The organism is Ancylobacter vacuolatus (assembly GCF_030813595.1).
GTDB lineage: Bacteria > Pseudomonadota > Alphaproteobacteria > Rhizobiales > Xanthobacteraceae > Ancylobacter > Ancylobacter vacuolatus.
On record NZ_JAUSUH010000010.1, the window covers coordinates 176,910 to 193,269 of the forward strand.

Genomic DNA, 16,360 nt, shown 5'->3' on the forward strand with positions numbered 1-16,360 from the left:
GCGACTGAAGACGCGCGGGCGTGCAGCCCGATGGGACCTTACATCGACCGCGCCGGGCGACCCGACGCAGCGCCGAACCCCTCTACCAAAGCTTCGGTTCCGTCAAGTGCCGCGAGCTGCCTTTGTACGTCGAGAAACCGCGCCCAGTTCATGTCGGTGGGTTCTTCGGCCAGCCGTTTCTCGGCTTCTTTCAGGTCCTTAGATAGGGCGTGCCCCCGCCGGTGCAAGACCAGACGCTGGTGCCACCACAGCTCGACATCGACCCGGCCGGCATCCGAGAAGGCCGGCCAATCGTGCCGCGCCACCGCCAGACGGCTGAGCCGGTCGACCAGCGGCGCCAGCCCCTGCCCCTCCAAACGCGCCGCCAAAGTCTCCGGCGCCTCGGTCTCGCCCTCCATATGGGCGTCGAGCAGCACCCGGCGCAGATCGGCCAGTTCCCGGTTGTGCAGATGCAAGTCGGAAAGTTCCTCGGCGCACTGGTCGATCAGCCAGGGATGGTTGATCAGGGCGAAAAGCAGCAGCGCCTCGTTGCGCGGCATTTCCGCCGCCGCCCCGCGCACCAGCGCCGAGCGGCGCATGGTCTCGCCGCCACCCCGCCCCGCCAACGGGCGACCGGTGCCGGGCCGCCGTCCGCCCTTGGCTCCGGCACGCCCGGAATAGCCGGAATAATCATTGGCCGAGCGGCGCCCGCCCTCCCCCTGCCCGGAGGACGGGGCGAACAGGCGGCGGAAGCGCTCCATCAGCTCGGCGCGGTAATGCTTGCGCACCGTTTCGTCGCCGATCACCTTGACGATCTCGCCGATCCGCGCCTCCAGCGCCGCGCGGCGCTCGGGGGTGTCGACGCTCGCGGTCTCGATTTCGCGCGCCCACAGCACATCCGCCAGCGGACGGGCCTGCGCCAGCACCGCGTCCACCGCCTCGCGGCCGCCGGCCCGCACCAGATCGTCCGGGTCCTGCCCCTCGGGCAGCAGGCCGAAGGAAAGGCTCACCCCAGGCTTCAGGTGCGGCAAGGCAAGGTCCATCGCCCGCCAGGCGGCGCGACGGCCGGCCTTGTCGCCGTCGAACAGCAGCACCGGCTCGGGCGCCATCTTCCATAAAAGCGCGAGTTGCTCCTCGGTCAGCGCCGTGCCGAGCGGGGCCACCGCCCCGGCAAAGCCGGCCTCGACCAGGGCGATCACGTCGACATAGCCCTCCGCCGCAATCACGGCGGCGCCATTATGGGCCGCCGTGCGGGCGTTGAAGGCGTTGTAGAGCAGCGCGCCCTTGTGGAAGAGCGGCGTTTCCGGCGAGTTCAGGTACTTGGCCGGCACGTCCTTCTCCAGCGCCCGCCCGCCAAAGGCGACGACCCGCCCGCGCAGATCGGTGATCGGGAAGATCACCCGGTCGCGGAAGCGATCATAGGGAATGGCGATGTCCTCGGCCGAAATCAGCAGCCCGGCCTCGACCATGTCCTCCACCGGCACGCCGCGCCCGCCCAGCGCTTCCTTCAGCGCGAATCGGTCCGGCGGGGCGTAGCCGAGGCGGAAGCGGGCCTGCACCGAGGGCCCGAGGCCGCGATCGGCGAGATAGCCACGCCCCTTGGCGCCGGCGCGGCCCTGCAGCGTCGCCTCGAAATACTGGGCGGCGAGTTCCATCACCTCGTGCAGCGTCTTGCGCCGGCTCTCGCGCTTTTCCTCCTCGCGCGACTGAACCGGCATGGCGAGGCCCGCCATGGAGGCCAGCCGTTCCACCGCCTCCGGAAAGGGCAGGCCTTCGACCTCCATCAGGAAGTCGAACTGATCGCCATGCTTGCCGGAGGAGAAGCAGTGATAGAAGCCCTTCTGGTCGTTGACATAGAAGGACGGGGTCTTCTCCGGGTTGAACGGCGACAGGCCGCGCCATTCCCGGCCCTGCTTCTTCAACGGCACGCGCTTGCTCACCACCTCCGACACCGGGAGGCGGGCGCGTATCTCGTCGAGGAACGAGGGCGGAAAGCGCATGGGGGCGTGAACTCACGGTGAAGCTTGGCTGGACATCATAGCAGGAGGGCGGCACTCGCGGCCGCAAGAACCGCGCCCGCGCCGCCGCCGTCCCCGCTGTCCCCAGCCCTCAGCTCGCTCCCATATAGGCGCGCCACAGCGCCGCCGCGAGGATGCCGAGCGCGATGGCCGGCAGCGCCTTGCGCAAAACCAGCCGGGCGAGGATGGCGACGCCGACCGCAACATAGCCCTCCGGCCCGCCGCGCACCGTCGCCGGCACGACAAGCGCCACCAGCACCGCCCCGGCGAGATAGCGCAGGAAATTCTCGGTGCGGGCCGACATCGGCACGAAGCCGACCAAAAAGATGCCGCCCGCCCGCGTCGCATAGGTGACGAGCGCCATGGCGCAGACCACAAGCAGGGCGTCCGTCGTGCTCATGGGCGCTTCAACTCGTCACGGATGAGCCCGGCGACGCCGCCCGCCAACCCGCCCACCATCACATGCCAGTTGGGCGGCAGGAACCACACCGCGCCCATGGCTGCCAGACCCGCCACCAGCCAGGGCAGGTCATCGACCCGTCCCCGCCGCAGCCCGACCAGCGTGGTGGCGAAAAAGGCGACGAGCACGAGGTCGAGCGCATAGGTCTTCACATCGTCCAGCGTCAGCCCGCCGGCCACCGCGCCGATCACCGTGGCCGACACCCAGGTCGCCCACATCAGCAGGCCGCCGCCGACAAGATAGCCGAGGTCGCGCTCGCCCTTGCGCTCGGCGGCGATCAGGGCCGCCCAGTTGAGATCGCTGAGCAGCGTCATCGCGCCATAGACCTTCCACGGCGAAAGCCCCTGGCACAGCGCCCGCAGCGAGGCGCCGAGCAGGATGTGCCGCGCATTGATGGCGAAGGTCGCCACCAGCAGCGGCAGCCACGGCACCGGGCTCGTCCACAGATCCAGTACGGCGAACTGCGCCGCACCGGCGAAGACGGCCATGCTCATCAGCGCGGCGACCCAACCCTCCAGCCCGACGCCGCGCGCGGCGATGCCGAAGGCGATGCCGAACACGAAGACGGGTGGCAGGACGGGAAGAATCGCCCGCGCCCCGCGCCAGCAGCCAGCCCAGGTGAGCGTGGCACCGGGCGGGTGCGGTTCGGAGGTTGGCGGCATGGCGGGGCTACGCGCTGAAAGGGAGTGTTTGGCCGGCGTCGCCGCTCACGCGGTGAGCAGGGCCTTGACCGTACCGCTGGCCTTGCCGAAATCCATCACCCCGGTATGCCGCTCCTTGAGCGCCGCCATCGTGCGGCCCATGTCCTTGAGGCCATGGGCGTTGATCTCAGAGATGACCGCGGCGATGGCGGCCTGCGCCTCGGCTTCGCTCATCTGGGCGGGCAGGAAGGACTGGATGACGACGATTTCCTCGCGCTCCTGGGTGGCGAGATCGACGCGGCCGGCTTCTTCATAGACCTTCGCCGATTCCTCGCGCTGCTTGATCATCTTGGTCAGCAGGCCGAGCAGTTCGTCGTCGGAAAGCGGGTCCTTGCCATGGCCGCGCGCCTCGATGTCGCGATCCTTGATCGCGGCATTGACGAGGCGCAGCGTGCCGAGACGCAGCTTGTCCTGCGCCTTCATGGCGCTTTTCAGCGATTGGTTGATCTCGTCGCGCAACACGGCTCAAGCCTTCCTGCAATCCGCGAGACGGCGTGCCGAAACCCCGAGAAACCGGGCCGCACGCCATTCGCGCTCCAATGGATATAGCCCCGCGCTTTCCGGGGGTCGCCGCGCGGACCCGGACGCGCCGCCGCCGGTTCCGGCGCAGCCATCCGCAAATCGTAGCCCAGATACGCAGCGGCAAGGCTGGCATCCGGCGCGGCAACGGACTAATTAGGGCACGAGATGACAGGGAACAAGATCAATGAACGGTAGCGCTGAACAGCACTCCGGCGACGACGTGTGGGCCGAGCCGCTCCCGACCGCCATCCTCGTTCTTGCCGACGGCACCGTGCTCGAAGGCTTCGGCCTCGGCGCCACCGGCCATGCGGTCGGCGAAGTATGCTTCAACACCGCCATGACCGGCTATCAGGAAGTGCTGACCGATCCGTCCTATGCCGGGCAGATCATCACCTTCACCTTCCCCCATATCGGCAATGTCGGCACCAATGAGGAAGACGTCGAGACCATCTCGATGGCCGGCGCCTCCGGCGTGCGCGGCGTGGTGCTGCACTCGGCCATCACCGATCCCTCGAATTACCGCGCCACCCGGCATTTCGACGCCTGGCTGAAGGCGCGCGGCATCATCGCCATCTCCGGCATCGACACCCGCGCGCTGACCGCCCTCATCCGCGACGGCGGCATGCCGAACGCGGTGATCGCCCATGCGCACAACGGCCAGTTCGACCTGCCGGCGCTGAAGGCGGAAGCCGCGGCGTGGCCGGGGTTGGAGGGCATGGACCTGGTGCCGATGGTCACGTCCGCCCAGCGCTTTTCCTGGGACGAGACCACCTGGAGCTGGCCGGACGGCTATGGCCGGCAGACTGCCCCCGCCCACCATGTCGTCGCTGTCGATTACGGCATCAAGCGCAACATTCTGCGCCTGCTCGCCCGCGCCGGCTGCCAGGTGACGGTGGTGCCCGCCACTACCTCGGCGGAAGAGATCATGGCGCTCCAGCCGGACGGCGTGTTCCTCTCCAATGGTCCCGGCGATCCGGCGGCGACAGGCGAATATGCGGTGCCGGTGATTCGCGAGATCATCGCCCGCGGCGTGCCGACCTTCGGCATCTGCCTCGGCCACCAGATGATCGGCCTCGCGGTGGGTGGGCGCACGGTGAAGATGCACCAGGGCCATCACGGCGCGAACCATCCGGTGAAGGACAACACGACAGGCAAGGTCGAGATCACCTCGATGAATCACGGCTTCGCGGTCGACCGCGACAGCCTGCCGGCCACCGCCACCGAGACGCATGTCTCGCTGTTCGACGGCTCCAATGCCGGCATCGCGCTGACCGACAAGCCGGTGTTCTCGGTGCAGTATCACCCCGAGGCCAGCCCCGGCCCGCAGGACAGCCACTATCTGTTCGACCGCTTCGTCGAGATGATCGCGAAGAACAAGGCGGCCTGAGCCACCTTCGCCCTGAACCAAGCCGGCGGCACCGCCGGCAAGGTCATTGCGCTTGCATGAGGGCCTGTCACCATGCGTGCGGCGCGCGGCGGCATTGCGGGGGCCCTGCCGGCGCCGCGCGCTTGCCCGATGCGGCGACGCGCCAAGCGCCGCCGCTTTCGGAGGAGCCCCCGCCATGAAGACCCCCCTGCTGCTCGCTTCGCTGACCCTCGCCCTGCTGCCGGCCGCCAGCGCCCGCGCCGACACGGTGCCCAGCCTCATCGGCACCTGGGCGCTCGCCGACGAGGCGTTCGCCGCTGCCCGCGTCGGAACCAGCAACAAATATTTCGACGACCTGCCCAAGCCCACCTTCGGCACGCCCGACCAGGCCTTCACCTACACGATCGAGGCGCAGGATGGCCGTGCTTTCCATGGCGTCGCCACCGGGCCGCAGGGGAAGAGCGAGGCCATCGTCGGCGTCATCCGGTTCGACAACAAGGAAATCCTGATGTCCGGCGACAGCGGCACGGTGGAAGGCCGCCTTGTCGACGACAAGCTCGAACTCTGCTGGATCGATAGCCTGCCGACCTGGAACGCCGTGTCCTGCGGCCTGTTCAAGAAGACCAAGTAAGGTACTGGGCGCCCGCCCGTGACGGTCACACCGTCGCCAGCGCCGAAACGGGCGCCCTCCCCCACGGGGGGAACGACGCGCCACCGCCGCGTTTAGCGGAAAGGCCACAGTCGCCTGTGGAATTCATGCGCCCCCTGCGTCGACCGCAGGGCTTAACAGCACCCGCGCCCTTCCCCCCCGAAGGAATCTGCGTTAAGGGAAGCCCCCAATTGCGGGGCGTGACCTCGCCCAGAAAGTTCAATCCGGGTCCGCCCAAGGACGCGTCGCACAGCGCGTCCTTTTTTGTGCGCCCGGACTAATGCGCGAGCCGCACGGGATCCGATGCCGAAACGCACAGATATTTCCACCATCCTCATCATCGGCGCCGGCCCCATCGTCATCGGGCAGGCCTGCGAATTCGATTATTCCGGTACCCAGGCGTGCAAGACGCTGAAGGCGGAAGGGTATCGGGTCGTGCTGGTCAATTCCAATCCGGCGACGATCATGACCGACCCGGACCTAGCCGACGCCACCTATATCGAGCCGATCACCCCGGAAATCGTCGCCAAGATCATCGCCAAGGAGCGCCACGCGATCCCCGGCGGCTTCGCCCTTCTGCCGACCATGGGCGGACAGACGGCGCTGAATTGCGCGCTGTCGCTGCGCAAAATGGGCGTGCTGGACGAATATGACGTCGAGATGATCGGCGCCACCGCCGAGGCCATCGACAAGGCCGAGGACCGCGAGCTGTTCCGCGACGCGATGACCAAGATCGGCCTCGACACGCCGCGCTCGCGCCAGATTAAGACCCTGCCGCAGGCGCTGGAAGCGCTGGAAGAGGTCGGCCTGCCGGCCATCATCCGCCCCTCCTTCACCATGGGCGGGCTCGGCGGCGGCATCGCCTACAACAAGTCGGAATATATCGAGATCATCGAGCGCGGCATCGACGCCTCCCCCACCAATGAAGTGCTGGTGGAAGAGAGCGTGCTGGGCTGGAAGGAGTATGAGATGGAGGTCGTCCGCGACAAGGCGGACAACTGCATCATCGTCTGCTCCATCGAGAACATCGACCCGATGGGCGTCCATACCGGCGATTCCATCACCGTCGCCCCGGCGCTGACGCTGACCGACAAGGAATATCAGCGCATGCGCGACGCCTCGCTCGCCGTGCTGCGCGAGATCGGCGTCGAGACCGGCGGCTCGAACGTGCAGTTCGCGATCGACCCGGAAACCGGCCGGATGATCGTCATCGAGATGAATCCGCGCGTCTCGCGCTCCTCGGCGCTGGCCTCCAAGGCGACGGGCTTCCCCATCGCCAAGGTCGCCGCGCGCCTTGCGGTCGGCTATACGCTGGACGAGATCGCCAACGACATCACCGGCGGCGCCACGCCGGCCTCGTTCGAACCGACCATCGACTATGTCGTCACCAAGATTCCCCGCTTCGCCTTCGAGAAGTTCCCCGGCGCCGAGCCGACGCTGACCACCTCGATGAAGTCGGTCGGCGAGGCGATGGCCATTGGCCGTACCTTCCAGGAATCGCTGCAGAAGGCGCTGCGCTCGCTGGAGACCGGCCTCACCGGCCTCGACGAGATCGAGATCGAAGGCCTCGGGCTCGGCGACGACAAGAACGCCGTGCGCGCCGCGCTGGGCACCCCGACCCCGGACCGGCTGTTGAAGGTGGCGCAGGCGATGCGCCTCGGCCTCGACGACGAGGCCATCCATGCCGGCTGCAAGATCGACCCGTGGTTCCTCGAACAGATCCGCGAGATCGTCGACACCGAGGCCAAGGTGCGCGCCCACGGCCTGCCGAAGACCGCGGGTGCCTTCCGCCGGCTGAAGGCGATGGGCTTCTCGGATTCGCGCCTCGCCGGCCTTGCCCGGCTTTCCGAGGCCGAGGTCTCGGAGCGCCGCCGGGCGCTGGACGTGCGCCCGGTCTACAAGCGCATCGACACCTGCGCCGCCGAGTTCGCCGCCCCGACCGCCTATATGTACTCGTCCTACGAGATGCCCTTTGCCGGCGTCCCGGCCGACGAATCGCGCCCGACCAATGCCAAGAAGGTGGTCATCCTCGGCGGCGGGCCGAACCGCATCGGCCAGGGCATCGAGTTCGACTATTGCTGCTGCCATGCCGCCTTCGCGCTGAAGGAGGTCGGCTATGAAACCATCATGGTCAACTGCAACCCGGAAACCGTGTCGACCGACTACGACACCTCGGACCGGCTCTATTTCGAGCCGCTGACCGCCGAGGACGTGCTCGAGATTCTGGAGCGCGAGCGCGCCAACGGCACGCTGCACGGCGTCATCGTGCAGTTCGGCGGCCAGACCCCGCTGAAGCTCGCCCGCGCGCTGGAAGAGGCGGAGATTCCCATTCTCGGCACCTCGCCGGAGGCGATCGACCTCGCTGAGGACCGCGACCGCTTCAAGACCCTGCTCGACAAGCTGAAGCTGCGCCAGCCGGCCAACGGCATCGCCTATTCGGTGGAGCAGGCCCGGCTCGTGACCGCCGAGCTCGGCTATCCCCTCGTCGTGCGCCCCTCCTATGTGCTGGGCGGGCGGGCGATGCAGATCATCCATGAGGAGAGCCAGCTCGGCGACTACCTGCTGGAGACGCTGCCGGGACTGGTGCCGAACGACATCAAGGCCCGCTACCCCAACGACAAGACCGGGCAGATCAACACGCTGCTGGGCAAGAACCCGCTGCTGTTCGACCGCTATCTCTCGGACGCCATCGAGGTGGATGTCGACTGCCTCGCCGACGGCACCGACACCTTCATCTGCGGCATCATGGAGCATATCGAGGAAGCCGGTATCCATTCCGGCGATTCGGCGTGCTCGCTGCCGCCTTACTCGCTGTCGCCTGAAATGATCGCCGAACTGGAGGCGCAGACCCGCAAGATGGCGCTGGCGCTCGGCGTCGGCGGGCTGATGAACGTCCAGTACGCGATCAAGGACGGCAAGATCTTCGTGCTGGAGGTCAATCCGCGCGCCTCCCGCACCGTGCCCTTCGTCGCCAAGGTGGTGGGCCAGCCCTTCGCCAAGATCGCCGCCCGCATCATGGCCGGCGAGCCGCTGGCCTCGTTCGGGCTAAAACCCTTCGCCGGCGACCATGTGGCGGTGAAGGAGGCGGTGTTCCCCTTCGCCCGCTTCCCCGGCGTCGACACGGTGCTCGGCCCGGAAATGCGCTCCACCGGCGAAGTGATGGGTCTCGACAAGTCCTTCGCCGTCGCCTTCGCCAAGAGCCAGCTCGGCGGCGGCACCAAGGTACCGACCTCGGGAACGGTGTTCATCTCCGTGCGCGACGGCGACAAGGCGCGCATTCTGGACGCGGCGCGGCTTCTTGTCTCGCTCGGCTTCAAGGTGATCGCCACGTCAGGCACCCAGCGCTACCTCGTCGAGAATGGCGTGCCCAGCGCCAAGATCAACAAGGTGCTGGAAGGCCGCCCGCACATTGTCGACGCGATCAAGAATGGCGAGGTCCAGCTGGTGTTCAACACCACTGAGGGTGCCCAGGCGCTCGCGGACTCGCGTTCGCTCCGCCGCGCCGCCCTCTTGCATAAAGTGCCGTACTACACCACGCTGTCCGGAGCGATTGCGGCGGCGCGCGGGATCAAGGCCTATATTGGCGGCGATCTGGAAGTGCGGGCCCTGCAGGACTATTTCTAGACCGGACGAACCTGACGGCGCCTCGCGGCGTTAGGAGCCGGATAACGGATAAGCCCGCGCGGGTGGTTCGATCGAGGCTGATGGCCCCGATCTTCCGCCCGCGGGGGCTTCGTTTGCTTTTGGGAGGTCAAGAACAGACCAATGGAAAAGATTCCGATGACCGCCGGCGGCCACGCCGCGCTGGAAGAAGAACTCAAGCGCCGCCAGCAGGTCGAGCGCCCGCGCATCATCGAGGCCATCTCGGAAGCGCGCGCCCATGGCGACCTGTCGGAGAATGCGGAATATCACGCCGCCAAGGAACAGCAGGCGCTGAACGAGGGCCGCATCGCCGAGCTTGAGGACAAATTGTCCCGCGCCGAGATCATCGACGTCGCCAAGCTGACCGGCGACACCGTGATGTTCGGCGCCACGGTCAAGCTGATCGACGAGGACACCGAGGAAGAGCGCGTCTGGCAGATCGTCGGCGACATGGAAGCCGACGCCAAGGCGGGGCGCATCTCCATCTCCTCGCCCATGGCGCGCGCGCTGATCGGCAAGAAGCTCGGCACGTCGGTGGAAGTGGTGACGCCCAAGGGCGCCCGCTCCTACGAGATCGCCGCTGTCCGCTTCGCCTGAGGACGGACGCAGGCCCGACATGACGGAGAAGGCGGCGATCGATCCGGCACGGCTCGAAGTCGTGGCGCCGAATTTCAAGCGCCGCCTCTCCGGCGTCACCTCGACGCTCGAGCGCGTGCTGCCCTTTCAGGCGCGCTCCATCGGCATTGCCGCCTTAGGCCCGGGCCTGGCGAACAGCGTGCCGCGCATCGGCGTGGCCGACCTCAGCCATTTCTGGCGCCGGCCGGCCCGCCGCCCCACCCGCATCTGGCACGCCCGCCGCAATGTCGAGATGCTCGCCGGCGTGGTGCTGCGCGATCTGCTGCGGATGAGGCTGAGCCTCGTCTTCACCTCCGCCTCGCAGCGCTGGCATACGCGCTGGAGCCGCTTCCTCATCTCCCGCATGGACGCGGTGATCGCGACCTCGGGCAAGACGGCGGGCTATCTTCAGCGCCCCTCCACCGTCATCCATCACGGCATCGACATGGACAGCTTCGCCCCCGCGCCCGACAAGGCGACGGCGCGGCGCGCCGTTGGCCTGCCGGAGGATCTCAAGATGATTGGCTGCTTCGGCCGCATCCGCGCCCAGAAGGGAACGGATGTGTTTGTCGACGCGCTGATCCGCGTGCTCCCCGACCATCCCGGCTGGGGTGGCGTGGTGCTGGGGCGGGCGACCGGCGCGCACACCGCCTTCTTCGCCGATCAGCGTGCCAAGGTGGAGAGGGCCGGCCTTGCCGACCGCATCCTCTTCCCCGGCGAGGTCGCGACCTCCGACATCGCGCTGTGGTACCGGGCGCTCGACCTCTATGTCGCCCCCCAGCGCTGGGAGGGCTTTGGCGTCACCCCGCTGGAAGCGATGGCCTGCGCCGTGCCTGTCGTCGCCACGCAAGTCGGCGCCTTCGAGGAACTGGTGATGGAGGGCAAGACCGGCGCCATCATCCCGCCCGGCGATAGCGAGGCCATGGCGGCGGCGGTGACGGCTTTCGTGCAGCTGGACGATGCCGGCCGCGCTGACATGGCGGCCGCGTCCCGCCGACATGTCGTCGACAACCATTCGATCGCGACCGAGGCCGAGAAGATCAACGCGGTGTACGAGAAGGTCTGGGCGGCGGCCTAGAGCGGTTTCGAGCGAAGTGGCTACCGGTTCGCGTGAAGAAAACGCGACAAAACAAAGAATTAGATCGCCGGCGCGTCGAGACCCAGCACCGGGGCGATGAGGCGGGCGATCTCGCCGCGCACATCCAGCGTCGGCGGATCTAACTTGATCAGCGTGCCGGCGAATTGCGCCGCCGTCACCGTGCCGAGCGGCAGGATGGCAAGGCTCGGGCCAAAGGCGGGCGCGGCCCAGCTTTTCGCCGCCCAGGCCGAGATCGCCTCGCTGGCATAGCCGTCATGCACCTTGGCTGAGCGCAGGCCGATGACGGGACGCTTCGCCGTCAGCCCCTCCACCAGCATGCTCATCGAATCTTCCGTCACCACCACCGCATCGGCGCCGAACAGCGCCCGCACCGAGCCGGGCCCGGCCGTTCGGTAGTCGATGAACTCGGCCAGCACGCCCTCCCCGGCCAACGCCGCCAGACGCGCCCCGACTTCATCCGGCGTGCGACGCGAGGTCGTCACCCGCCAGCGCACGCCGTGCTCCTTCGCCACCGCGCGCACGAGCGCGATCAGCGCCTCCCATTCATTCGCCGGCCATTCCTTGCGATAGGCCGTGCCGCCGACCAGCAGCGCGATCTCGGCACCGCGCAGATCGGCAAGCGTCGAAAGCCGGCGCGGGGCGGGATAGTCGGCAGGGTCGACGATGGAGGGGATCGGCGCCGAGGCCGAGCGCGGATTGCCGGCCGCGCGCGGCGAGGCGACGATCATCAGGCTGACCTCGCGCGTGTCATAGCCGCCGATACCGCCGGAATAGAGAAAGGGCACGCCGCCGAAGAACCGGCTGAGCAGGATGCCCGCCGCGATCGTCGGCCGCCCCGAGCCGATGATGACATCGGGCTTGTCGAGGCTCTCCGCCGCGACCGCGTACATCGATTTCAGCCAATAGCGCGCGTCGCGGCCATAGCGGCGCATGACGATCTTGCGCACATCGTCATGGGCGAACCAGGTCGGGCGGATGTCGAGCCGCGCCACCTCGGTCGGCGCGAGACGGCCCACCGCCAGCGCGACGCCCTCCGCCTGGTTGAAATGGCCCGGCTTCTTGTCGCGCAGGACCAGCAGCTTCACCGGGCGGCTCCGCGCGGCTTCACCCCGAACAGCTTGCGATGCGCCGAGCGGGTCAGCTTCTGCGTGCGGTAGATCACCCGCTCGCGCGCCCGCACGGCAAGGCCGGTGAGCCCCCTCACCTCGCCGTCCCAGGTCTTGAAGGCGACGCGGGCGCGGCGGTGGATCGGCATTTCGCGAATGGTGGGGAAATGCGGCTTCAACCGCGCCAGCCACCAGTCCGCGCCATGCTGCGAGACATGGGCGTTGCGCCCGTCGGAAAGAAGCATCTTGGCCGGGCCGATGTCGATGACGAACAGCGCATGCTCGGCTGCGGCGGCGATGGAGGCCAGCACCGCGTCGATTTCCTCGTCTGGTATGTGCTCCATCACATCGACATTGACCGCCAGTTCCACCCGCGTGTTCGGCAGGGTGGAAATGGCGGGGATAGCCGGATCATAGCGATGAATCTCGCCGATTCCCGCCTTGGCGGCGATGAGGAAGGCGAGATTGCTCTGGCCGCAGCCGAAATCGATCAGCGAGGCGGGCTTCAGTGCCAGGATGTGCGGCAGCATGTCGGCCAGCGCGTGGCGCGCCGTGGCGCCGTAGCGGTGCCGCGCATGCAGCTTCGCATATTCGTCGACGAGGCTGTGTGCCATCCCTAGGCTCCGAAAAGGCGTCGCTTGAGCTTGCCGAAGAAGCGCCGCAGCTTACGCGCCCGCTTCTCGACCTTGCGGCCGAGTTTGGTCTTGAGCGGCACATTCGCAAACGGCGTGCCGGCGCGATAGGTGAGGAAGAGGCCGCGCGCGGGGTGATTGCAGTCGGTGTAGTTGGGCTTCACCTGGCCGATGAAGTGGATGATGCGGGCCTCCCGCCAGATGGCGGGGTCGTCGGTGTAGACGCCCTTCTCCAACCGGCGGTGCAGGTTCCAGCTCTCGTCCAGCGGCAGCCATTCGCCGTGCAGGGCGCCGTTGAGCGCGTCCTGGTCCATCATCGGCAAACTCGGCCGCGAGGCGATGAAATCGAGCGTCCGCTCCGTCAGCCGCTGGGCGCGCCAGGTCTCCAGGTCGATCAGCAGCACGCCGCTATTGAAATAACGCATGGCGTCCGGCAGGCCGATGTCGCGATTGCGCTTGGCATGGCGCTCGGGCACCTGATGGGCGATGTCGTCCACCGCCGCCAGCGCGAAGCCCTGCATTGGCAGGTCGGCCAGCGGGGCCAGCGAGGCGTTTACCAGCGTGTCGCAATCGATGTAGAGCAGCCGCCCGGTCGCCTGCGCCAGGCTCAAAGGCATGAGAATGCGGGCATAGGCGGTGCGCGAGAGGTGGTGGTTGACCGGTCGCGCGGCGAAGTGGCGGACCATGTCGTCGCTCATGTCGACAAAGTCGATATTGGCGAGGCCATAGGCGGCGGCAAGCCGCGCCTTGTCCTCCTCCGACACCCGGTCGCAGAACACGCAGACCCGGTCGAAGCTGCCGCCGGCCTTGTCGGCGAGCGAGGCGAGCATCACCCCGGTCAGCTCGACATAGGCGGTATCGGTCGCGGTGGCGACGATCACCGGGTCTCCCCTTCCATCGGCACCACCGCAGCGTCCTTGGACTGCTGGAGGGTCAGCGCGGTCTTCACATTGCGCACATTGGGCGCGCCGGTGAGCTCCAGGACGAAGTTCTGGAAGGTCCGCAGGTCAGGGGCGACGCAGAGCAGGATGAAGTCGGTTTCGCCCGAGAGCATCCAGCACGCGCGCACCAGCGGCCAGCGATCCACCTGCGCGGCGAAGGCGGAAAGGTCGCCCTCGGCCTGGCTGATCAGGTGCACCATGGCGAAGGCCATCAGGTCGAAGCCGAGCTTCTTCTCGTCAAGAAGCGCCCGGTAGCCCTTGATGATGCCTTCCTCCTCCAGCGAGCGCACGCGACGCAGGCAGGGCGGGGCGGAAATGCCGACGCGCTGCGACAGCTCCACATTGGTGATGCGGCCATCGCCCTGAAGCTCGCGCAGAATGTTCCAGTCGATCGCGTCGATGCGGCGAACCAAGCGGGGTCTCCGTTTCCGGCGGCCGGAGCGGCGCGCCTGCGGCGGCGCGAGGAGTGCGGCGGCCGCGAGAGCAATTATCTTGCGCGCGAGCCTCGCGCAATCTTCCTTATGGAAAACTAATGGATAGAAGGCCTCTGCCTTGCGGTTGCCCAGGTCAGCCCCTACATTTTCGCATGGCTGCCGGGGCGGCCTTTGCAGCGCGCGCAGGCGCGGGCCCCAGCAGCGTCTCCACAGCCTGATCGTCCCGTCCGGCGAATCGTTCGCCGCAACACAGTGAGCCTGCCATGTCGGCCCCCTCCGCCAGCCCGGCCAACCACGTCAAGGTCCTCATCATCGGCTCGGGCCCGGCCGGCTATACCGCCGCCGTCTATGCCGCGCGGGCCATGCTGGAGCCGGTGATGATCCAGGGCATCCAGCCCGGTGGGCAGCTGACCATCACCACCGATGTCGAGAACTATCCCGGCTTTGCCGATCCGATCCAGGGCCCGTGGCTGATGGAGCAGATGCAGGCGCAGGCGGAGAAGATGGGCACCCGCATCGTCAACGACCTGGTGACGCGGCTCGACCTCTCCCGCCGCCCCTTCCGCGCCGAAACCGATTCCGGCACCGTGTGGATCGCCGAAACGATCATCCTCGCCACCGGCGCCCAGGCGCGCTGGCTCGATCTCGAATCCGAGCAGGCCTATCGCGGCCACGGCGTTTCCGCCTGCGCCACCTGCGACGGGTTTTTCTATCGCGGCAAGGAAGTCATGGTCATCGGCGGCGGCAACACCGCGGTCGAGGAAGCGCTGTTCCTCACCAATTTCGCCTCCAAGGTCACGGTCGTGCACCGGCGCGACAGCTTCCGCGCCGAGAAGATCCTGCAGGAGCGCCTGTTCGCCCATCCCAAGGTGGAGGTGGTGTGGAACGCCGCCCTGCATGAGGTGAAGGGCCAGCACGAGCCGCCCAAGGTGACGGGCGTGGTGCTGAAGGATGTCGCTACCGGCGCGCTTTCCGAGCGTCCGGCGGATGGCGTGTTCATCGCCATTGGCCATGCCCCGGCAACCGATCTTGTCCAGGGCCAGCTCACGCTGAAGCCCAGCGGCTATGTCTGGACGGCGCCGCATTCCACCCAGACCTCGGTGGAAGGCGTGTTCGCCGCCGGCGACGTCGCCGACGATATTTTCCGCCAGGCGGTAACCGCCGCCGGGATGGGCTGCATGGCAGCGCTCGAAGTCGAGCGCTTCCTCGCGGTGCGCGAGCCGCTCGCGCAAGCCGCCGAATGAACGAGGGCCCTCGCCGAATGGACAACAAGGCCAATCGCGCTCGCGACATGGACTGGGACAAGCTCAAAGTGTTCCATGTCGCGGCGGAGGCGGGGTCCTTCACCCATGCGGGTGAGGCACTCGGCCTGTCGCAATCGGCGGTGAGCCGGCAGGTTTCGGCGCTGGAGCAGGAACTCAACATCCCGCTGTTCCACCGCCATGCACGCGGGCTGATCCTGACCGAGCAGGGCGACCTGCTCTACCGCACCGCGCATGAAGTGTTCATGAAGCTGGAGGCCGCGCGGGCCAAGCTGACGGATTCGCGCGAGAAGCCGAACGGTGAATTGCGCGTCACCACCACGATGGGCCTCGGCACCCATTGGCTGACGGCGCGGATCGGCGAATTTCTCGAACTCTATCCCGACATCCGCATCACCCTCATCCTCACCGATGACGAGCTCGACCTCGCCATGCGCGAGGCCGACGTCGCCATCCGCCTGCGCCAGCCGGTGCAGCCGGACCTTATCCAGCGCAAGCTGTTCACCGTGCATTTCCACGCCTTCGCCTCGGCGGAATATCTCAAGCGCAACGGCCATCCGCGCACGCTCGACGAGCTCGACAAGGACAAGCACCGCATCATCCTGCTCGGCGGGCCCATTCCTTCCTATTTCCAGGGGCTGAACTGGCTGGAGCGCGCCGGGCTGGAGGACGACCAGGAAGGCCGCGTGCCTTCGCTCTCGGTCAATAACGTGCTCGGGCTGAAGCGGGCGGTGGAGCGCGGCGTCGGCATCGGCATCGTGCCGGACTATCTCTTGGAGGATTCCGCCACGCTGGTGCAGCTCTTCCCCGAGCGCACCACGCCGACGCTGGAGGCCTATTTCGTCTACCCCCAGGAAATGCGCTCGGTGGCGCGCATCCAGGTGTTCCGCGACTTCCTCGTCGCCAAGGCCCAGCGCTGGAGCTTCTGAGCGCG

Annotated in this window: 15 protein-coding genes; 7 read left to right on the forward strand and 8 right to left on the reverse strand. The window is 67.6% G+C overall.

Annotated features, from left to right (window positions below):
* Positions 1-38: 38 nt before the first annotated feature.
* The 4 genes from dnaG to J2S76_RS18935 form a co-directional block, all read right to left on the reverse strand.
* Positions 39-1,979 (reverse strand): DNA primase, encoded by a 1,941-nt coding sequence (gene dnaG, locus J2S76_RS18920; RefSeq protein WP_307062978.1) that lies wholly within the window; start codon positions 1,977-1,979, stop codon positions 39-41.
* A 109-nt stretch (positions 1,980-2,088) separates the two neighbouring features.
* Entirely contained in the window at positions 2,089-2,397 is a 309-nt protein-coding gene (locus J2S76_RS18925) for an AzlD family protein (protein ID WP_307062980.1), read from the reverse strand.
* Positions 2,394-3,119 (reverse strand): AzlC family ABC transporter permease, encoded by a 726-nt coding sequence (locus J2S76_RS18930; RefSeq protein ID WP_307062982.1) that lies wholly within the window; start codon positions 3,117-3,119, stop codon positions 2,394-2,396. The genes J2S76_RS18925 and J2S76_RS18930 overlap by 4 nt, the downstream gene beginning before the upstream one ends.
* A 45-nt stretch (positions 3,120-3,164) precedes the next feature.
* Complete coding sequence (locus tag J2S76_RS18935) at positions 3,165-3,620, reverse strand: GatB/YqeY domain-containing protein (RefSeq protein WP_307062984.1); 456 nt, start codon at positions 3,618-3,620, stop codon at positions 3,165-3,167.
* A gap of 244 nt (positions 3,621-3,864) precedes the next feature.
* On the opposite strand from J2S76_RS18935, the gene carA reads away from it, so the two are divergent.
* From carA to J2S76_RS18960, 5 genes are all read left to right on the forward strand, one after another.
* Positions 3,865-5,067 (forward strand): glutamine-hydrolyzing carbamoyl-phosphate synthase small subunit, encoded by a 1,203-nt coding sequence (gene carA / locus J2S76_RS18940; protein ID WP_307062986.1) that lies wholly within the window; start codon positions 3,865-3,867, stop codon positions 5,065-5,067.
* Between the two features lie 175 nt (positions 5,068-5,242).
* Complete coding sequence (locus J2S76_RS18945) at positions 5,243-5,677, forward strand: hypothetical protein (protein WP_307062988.1); 435 nt, start codon at positions 5,243-5,245, stop codon at positions 5,675-5,677.
* Between the two features lie 321 nt (positions 5,678-5,998).
* Complete coding sequence (carB, locus tag J2S76_RS18950; protein ID WP_307062990.1) at positions 5,999-9,319, forward strand: carbamoyl-phosphate synthase large subunit; 3,321 nt, start codon at positions 5,999-6,001, stop codon at positions 9,317-9,319.
* Positions 9,320-9,460: 141 nt separating this feature from the next.
* Positions 9,461-9,934 (forward strand): transcription elongation factor GreA, encoded by a 474-nt coding sequence (gene greA, locus J2S76_RS18955; RefSeq protein WP_018387047.1) that lies wholly within the window; start codon positions 9,461-9,463, stop codon positions 9,932-9,934.
* A gap of 19 nt (positions 9,935-9,953) precedes the next feature.
* Positions 9,954-11,030 carry a glycosyltransferase family 4 protein gene (locus tag J2S76_RS18960; protein WP_307062992.1) on the forward strand — a complete coding sequence of 359 codons (1,077 nt, stop codon included), beginning with the start codon at positions 9,954-9,956 and terminating at the stop codon, positions 11,028-11,030.
* Positions 11,031-11,089: 59 nt separating this feature from the next.
* Here J2S76_RS18960 and J2S76_RS18965 read toward each other — a convergent pair whose 3' ends face one another.
* From J2S76_RS18965 to J2S76_RS18980, 4 genes are read right to left on the reverse strand one after another with little or no spacing between them, the layout of a single operon-like run.
* Complete coding sequence (locus J2S76_RS18965; protein WP_307062994.1) at positions 11,090-12,136, reverse strand: ELM1/GtrOC1 family putative glycosyltransferase; 1,047 nt, start codon at positions 12,134-12,136, stop codon at positions 11,090-11,092.
* A complete protein-coding gene (locus tag J2S76_RS18970) occupies positions 12,133-12,771 on the reverse strand; it encodes a methyltransferase domain-containing protein (protein WP_307062995.1) in 639 nt (212 codons plus the stop codon). Before J2S76_RS18970 ends, J2S76_RS18965 begins: the two co-directional genes overlap by 4 nt.
* A gap of 2 nt (positions 12,772-12,773) precedes the next feature.
* Positions 12,774-13,670 carry a glycosyltransferase family 8 protein gene (locus tag J2S76_RS18975; protein ID WP_307062997.1) on the reverse strand — a complete coding sequence of 299 codons (897 nt, stop codon included), beginning with the start codon at positions 13,668-13,670 and terminating at the stop codon, positions 12,774-12,776.
* Positions 13,667-14,143 (reverse strand): Lrp/AsnC family transcriptional regulator, encoded by a 477-nt coding sequence (locus J2S76_RS18980; RefSeq protein ID WP_307062999.1) that lies wholly within the window; start codon positions 14,141-14,143, stop codon positions 13,667-13,669. The genes J2S76_RS18975 and J2S76_RS18980 overlap by 4 nt, the downstream gene beginning before the upstream one ends.
* A gap of 284 nt (positions 14,144-14,427) precedes the next feature.
* Here J2S76_RS18980 and trxB point away from each other — a divergent pair, with 284 nt between their 5' ends.
* Both trxB and J2S76_RS18990 read left to right on the forward strand, forming a co-directional pair.
* A complete protein-coding gene (gene trxB / locus J2S76_RS18985) occupies positions 14,428-15,408 on the forward strand; it encodes a thioredoxin-disulfide reductase (protein WP_307063001.1) in 981 nt (326 codons plus the stop codon).
* Positions 15,409-15,455: 47 nt separating this feature from the next.
* Positions 15,456-16,355, forward strand: coding sequence for a LysR family transcriptional regulator (locus tag J2S76_RS18990; protein WP_164714572.1), 900 nt, complete (start codon positions 15,456-15,458; stop codon positions 16,353-16,355).
* The last annotated feature ends 5 nt before the right edge of the window (positions 16,356-16,360 follow it).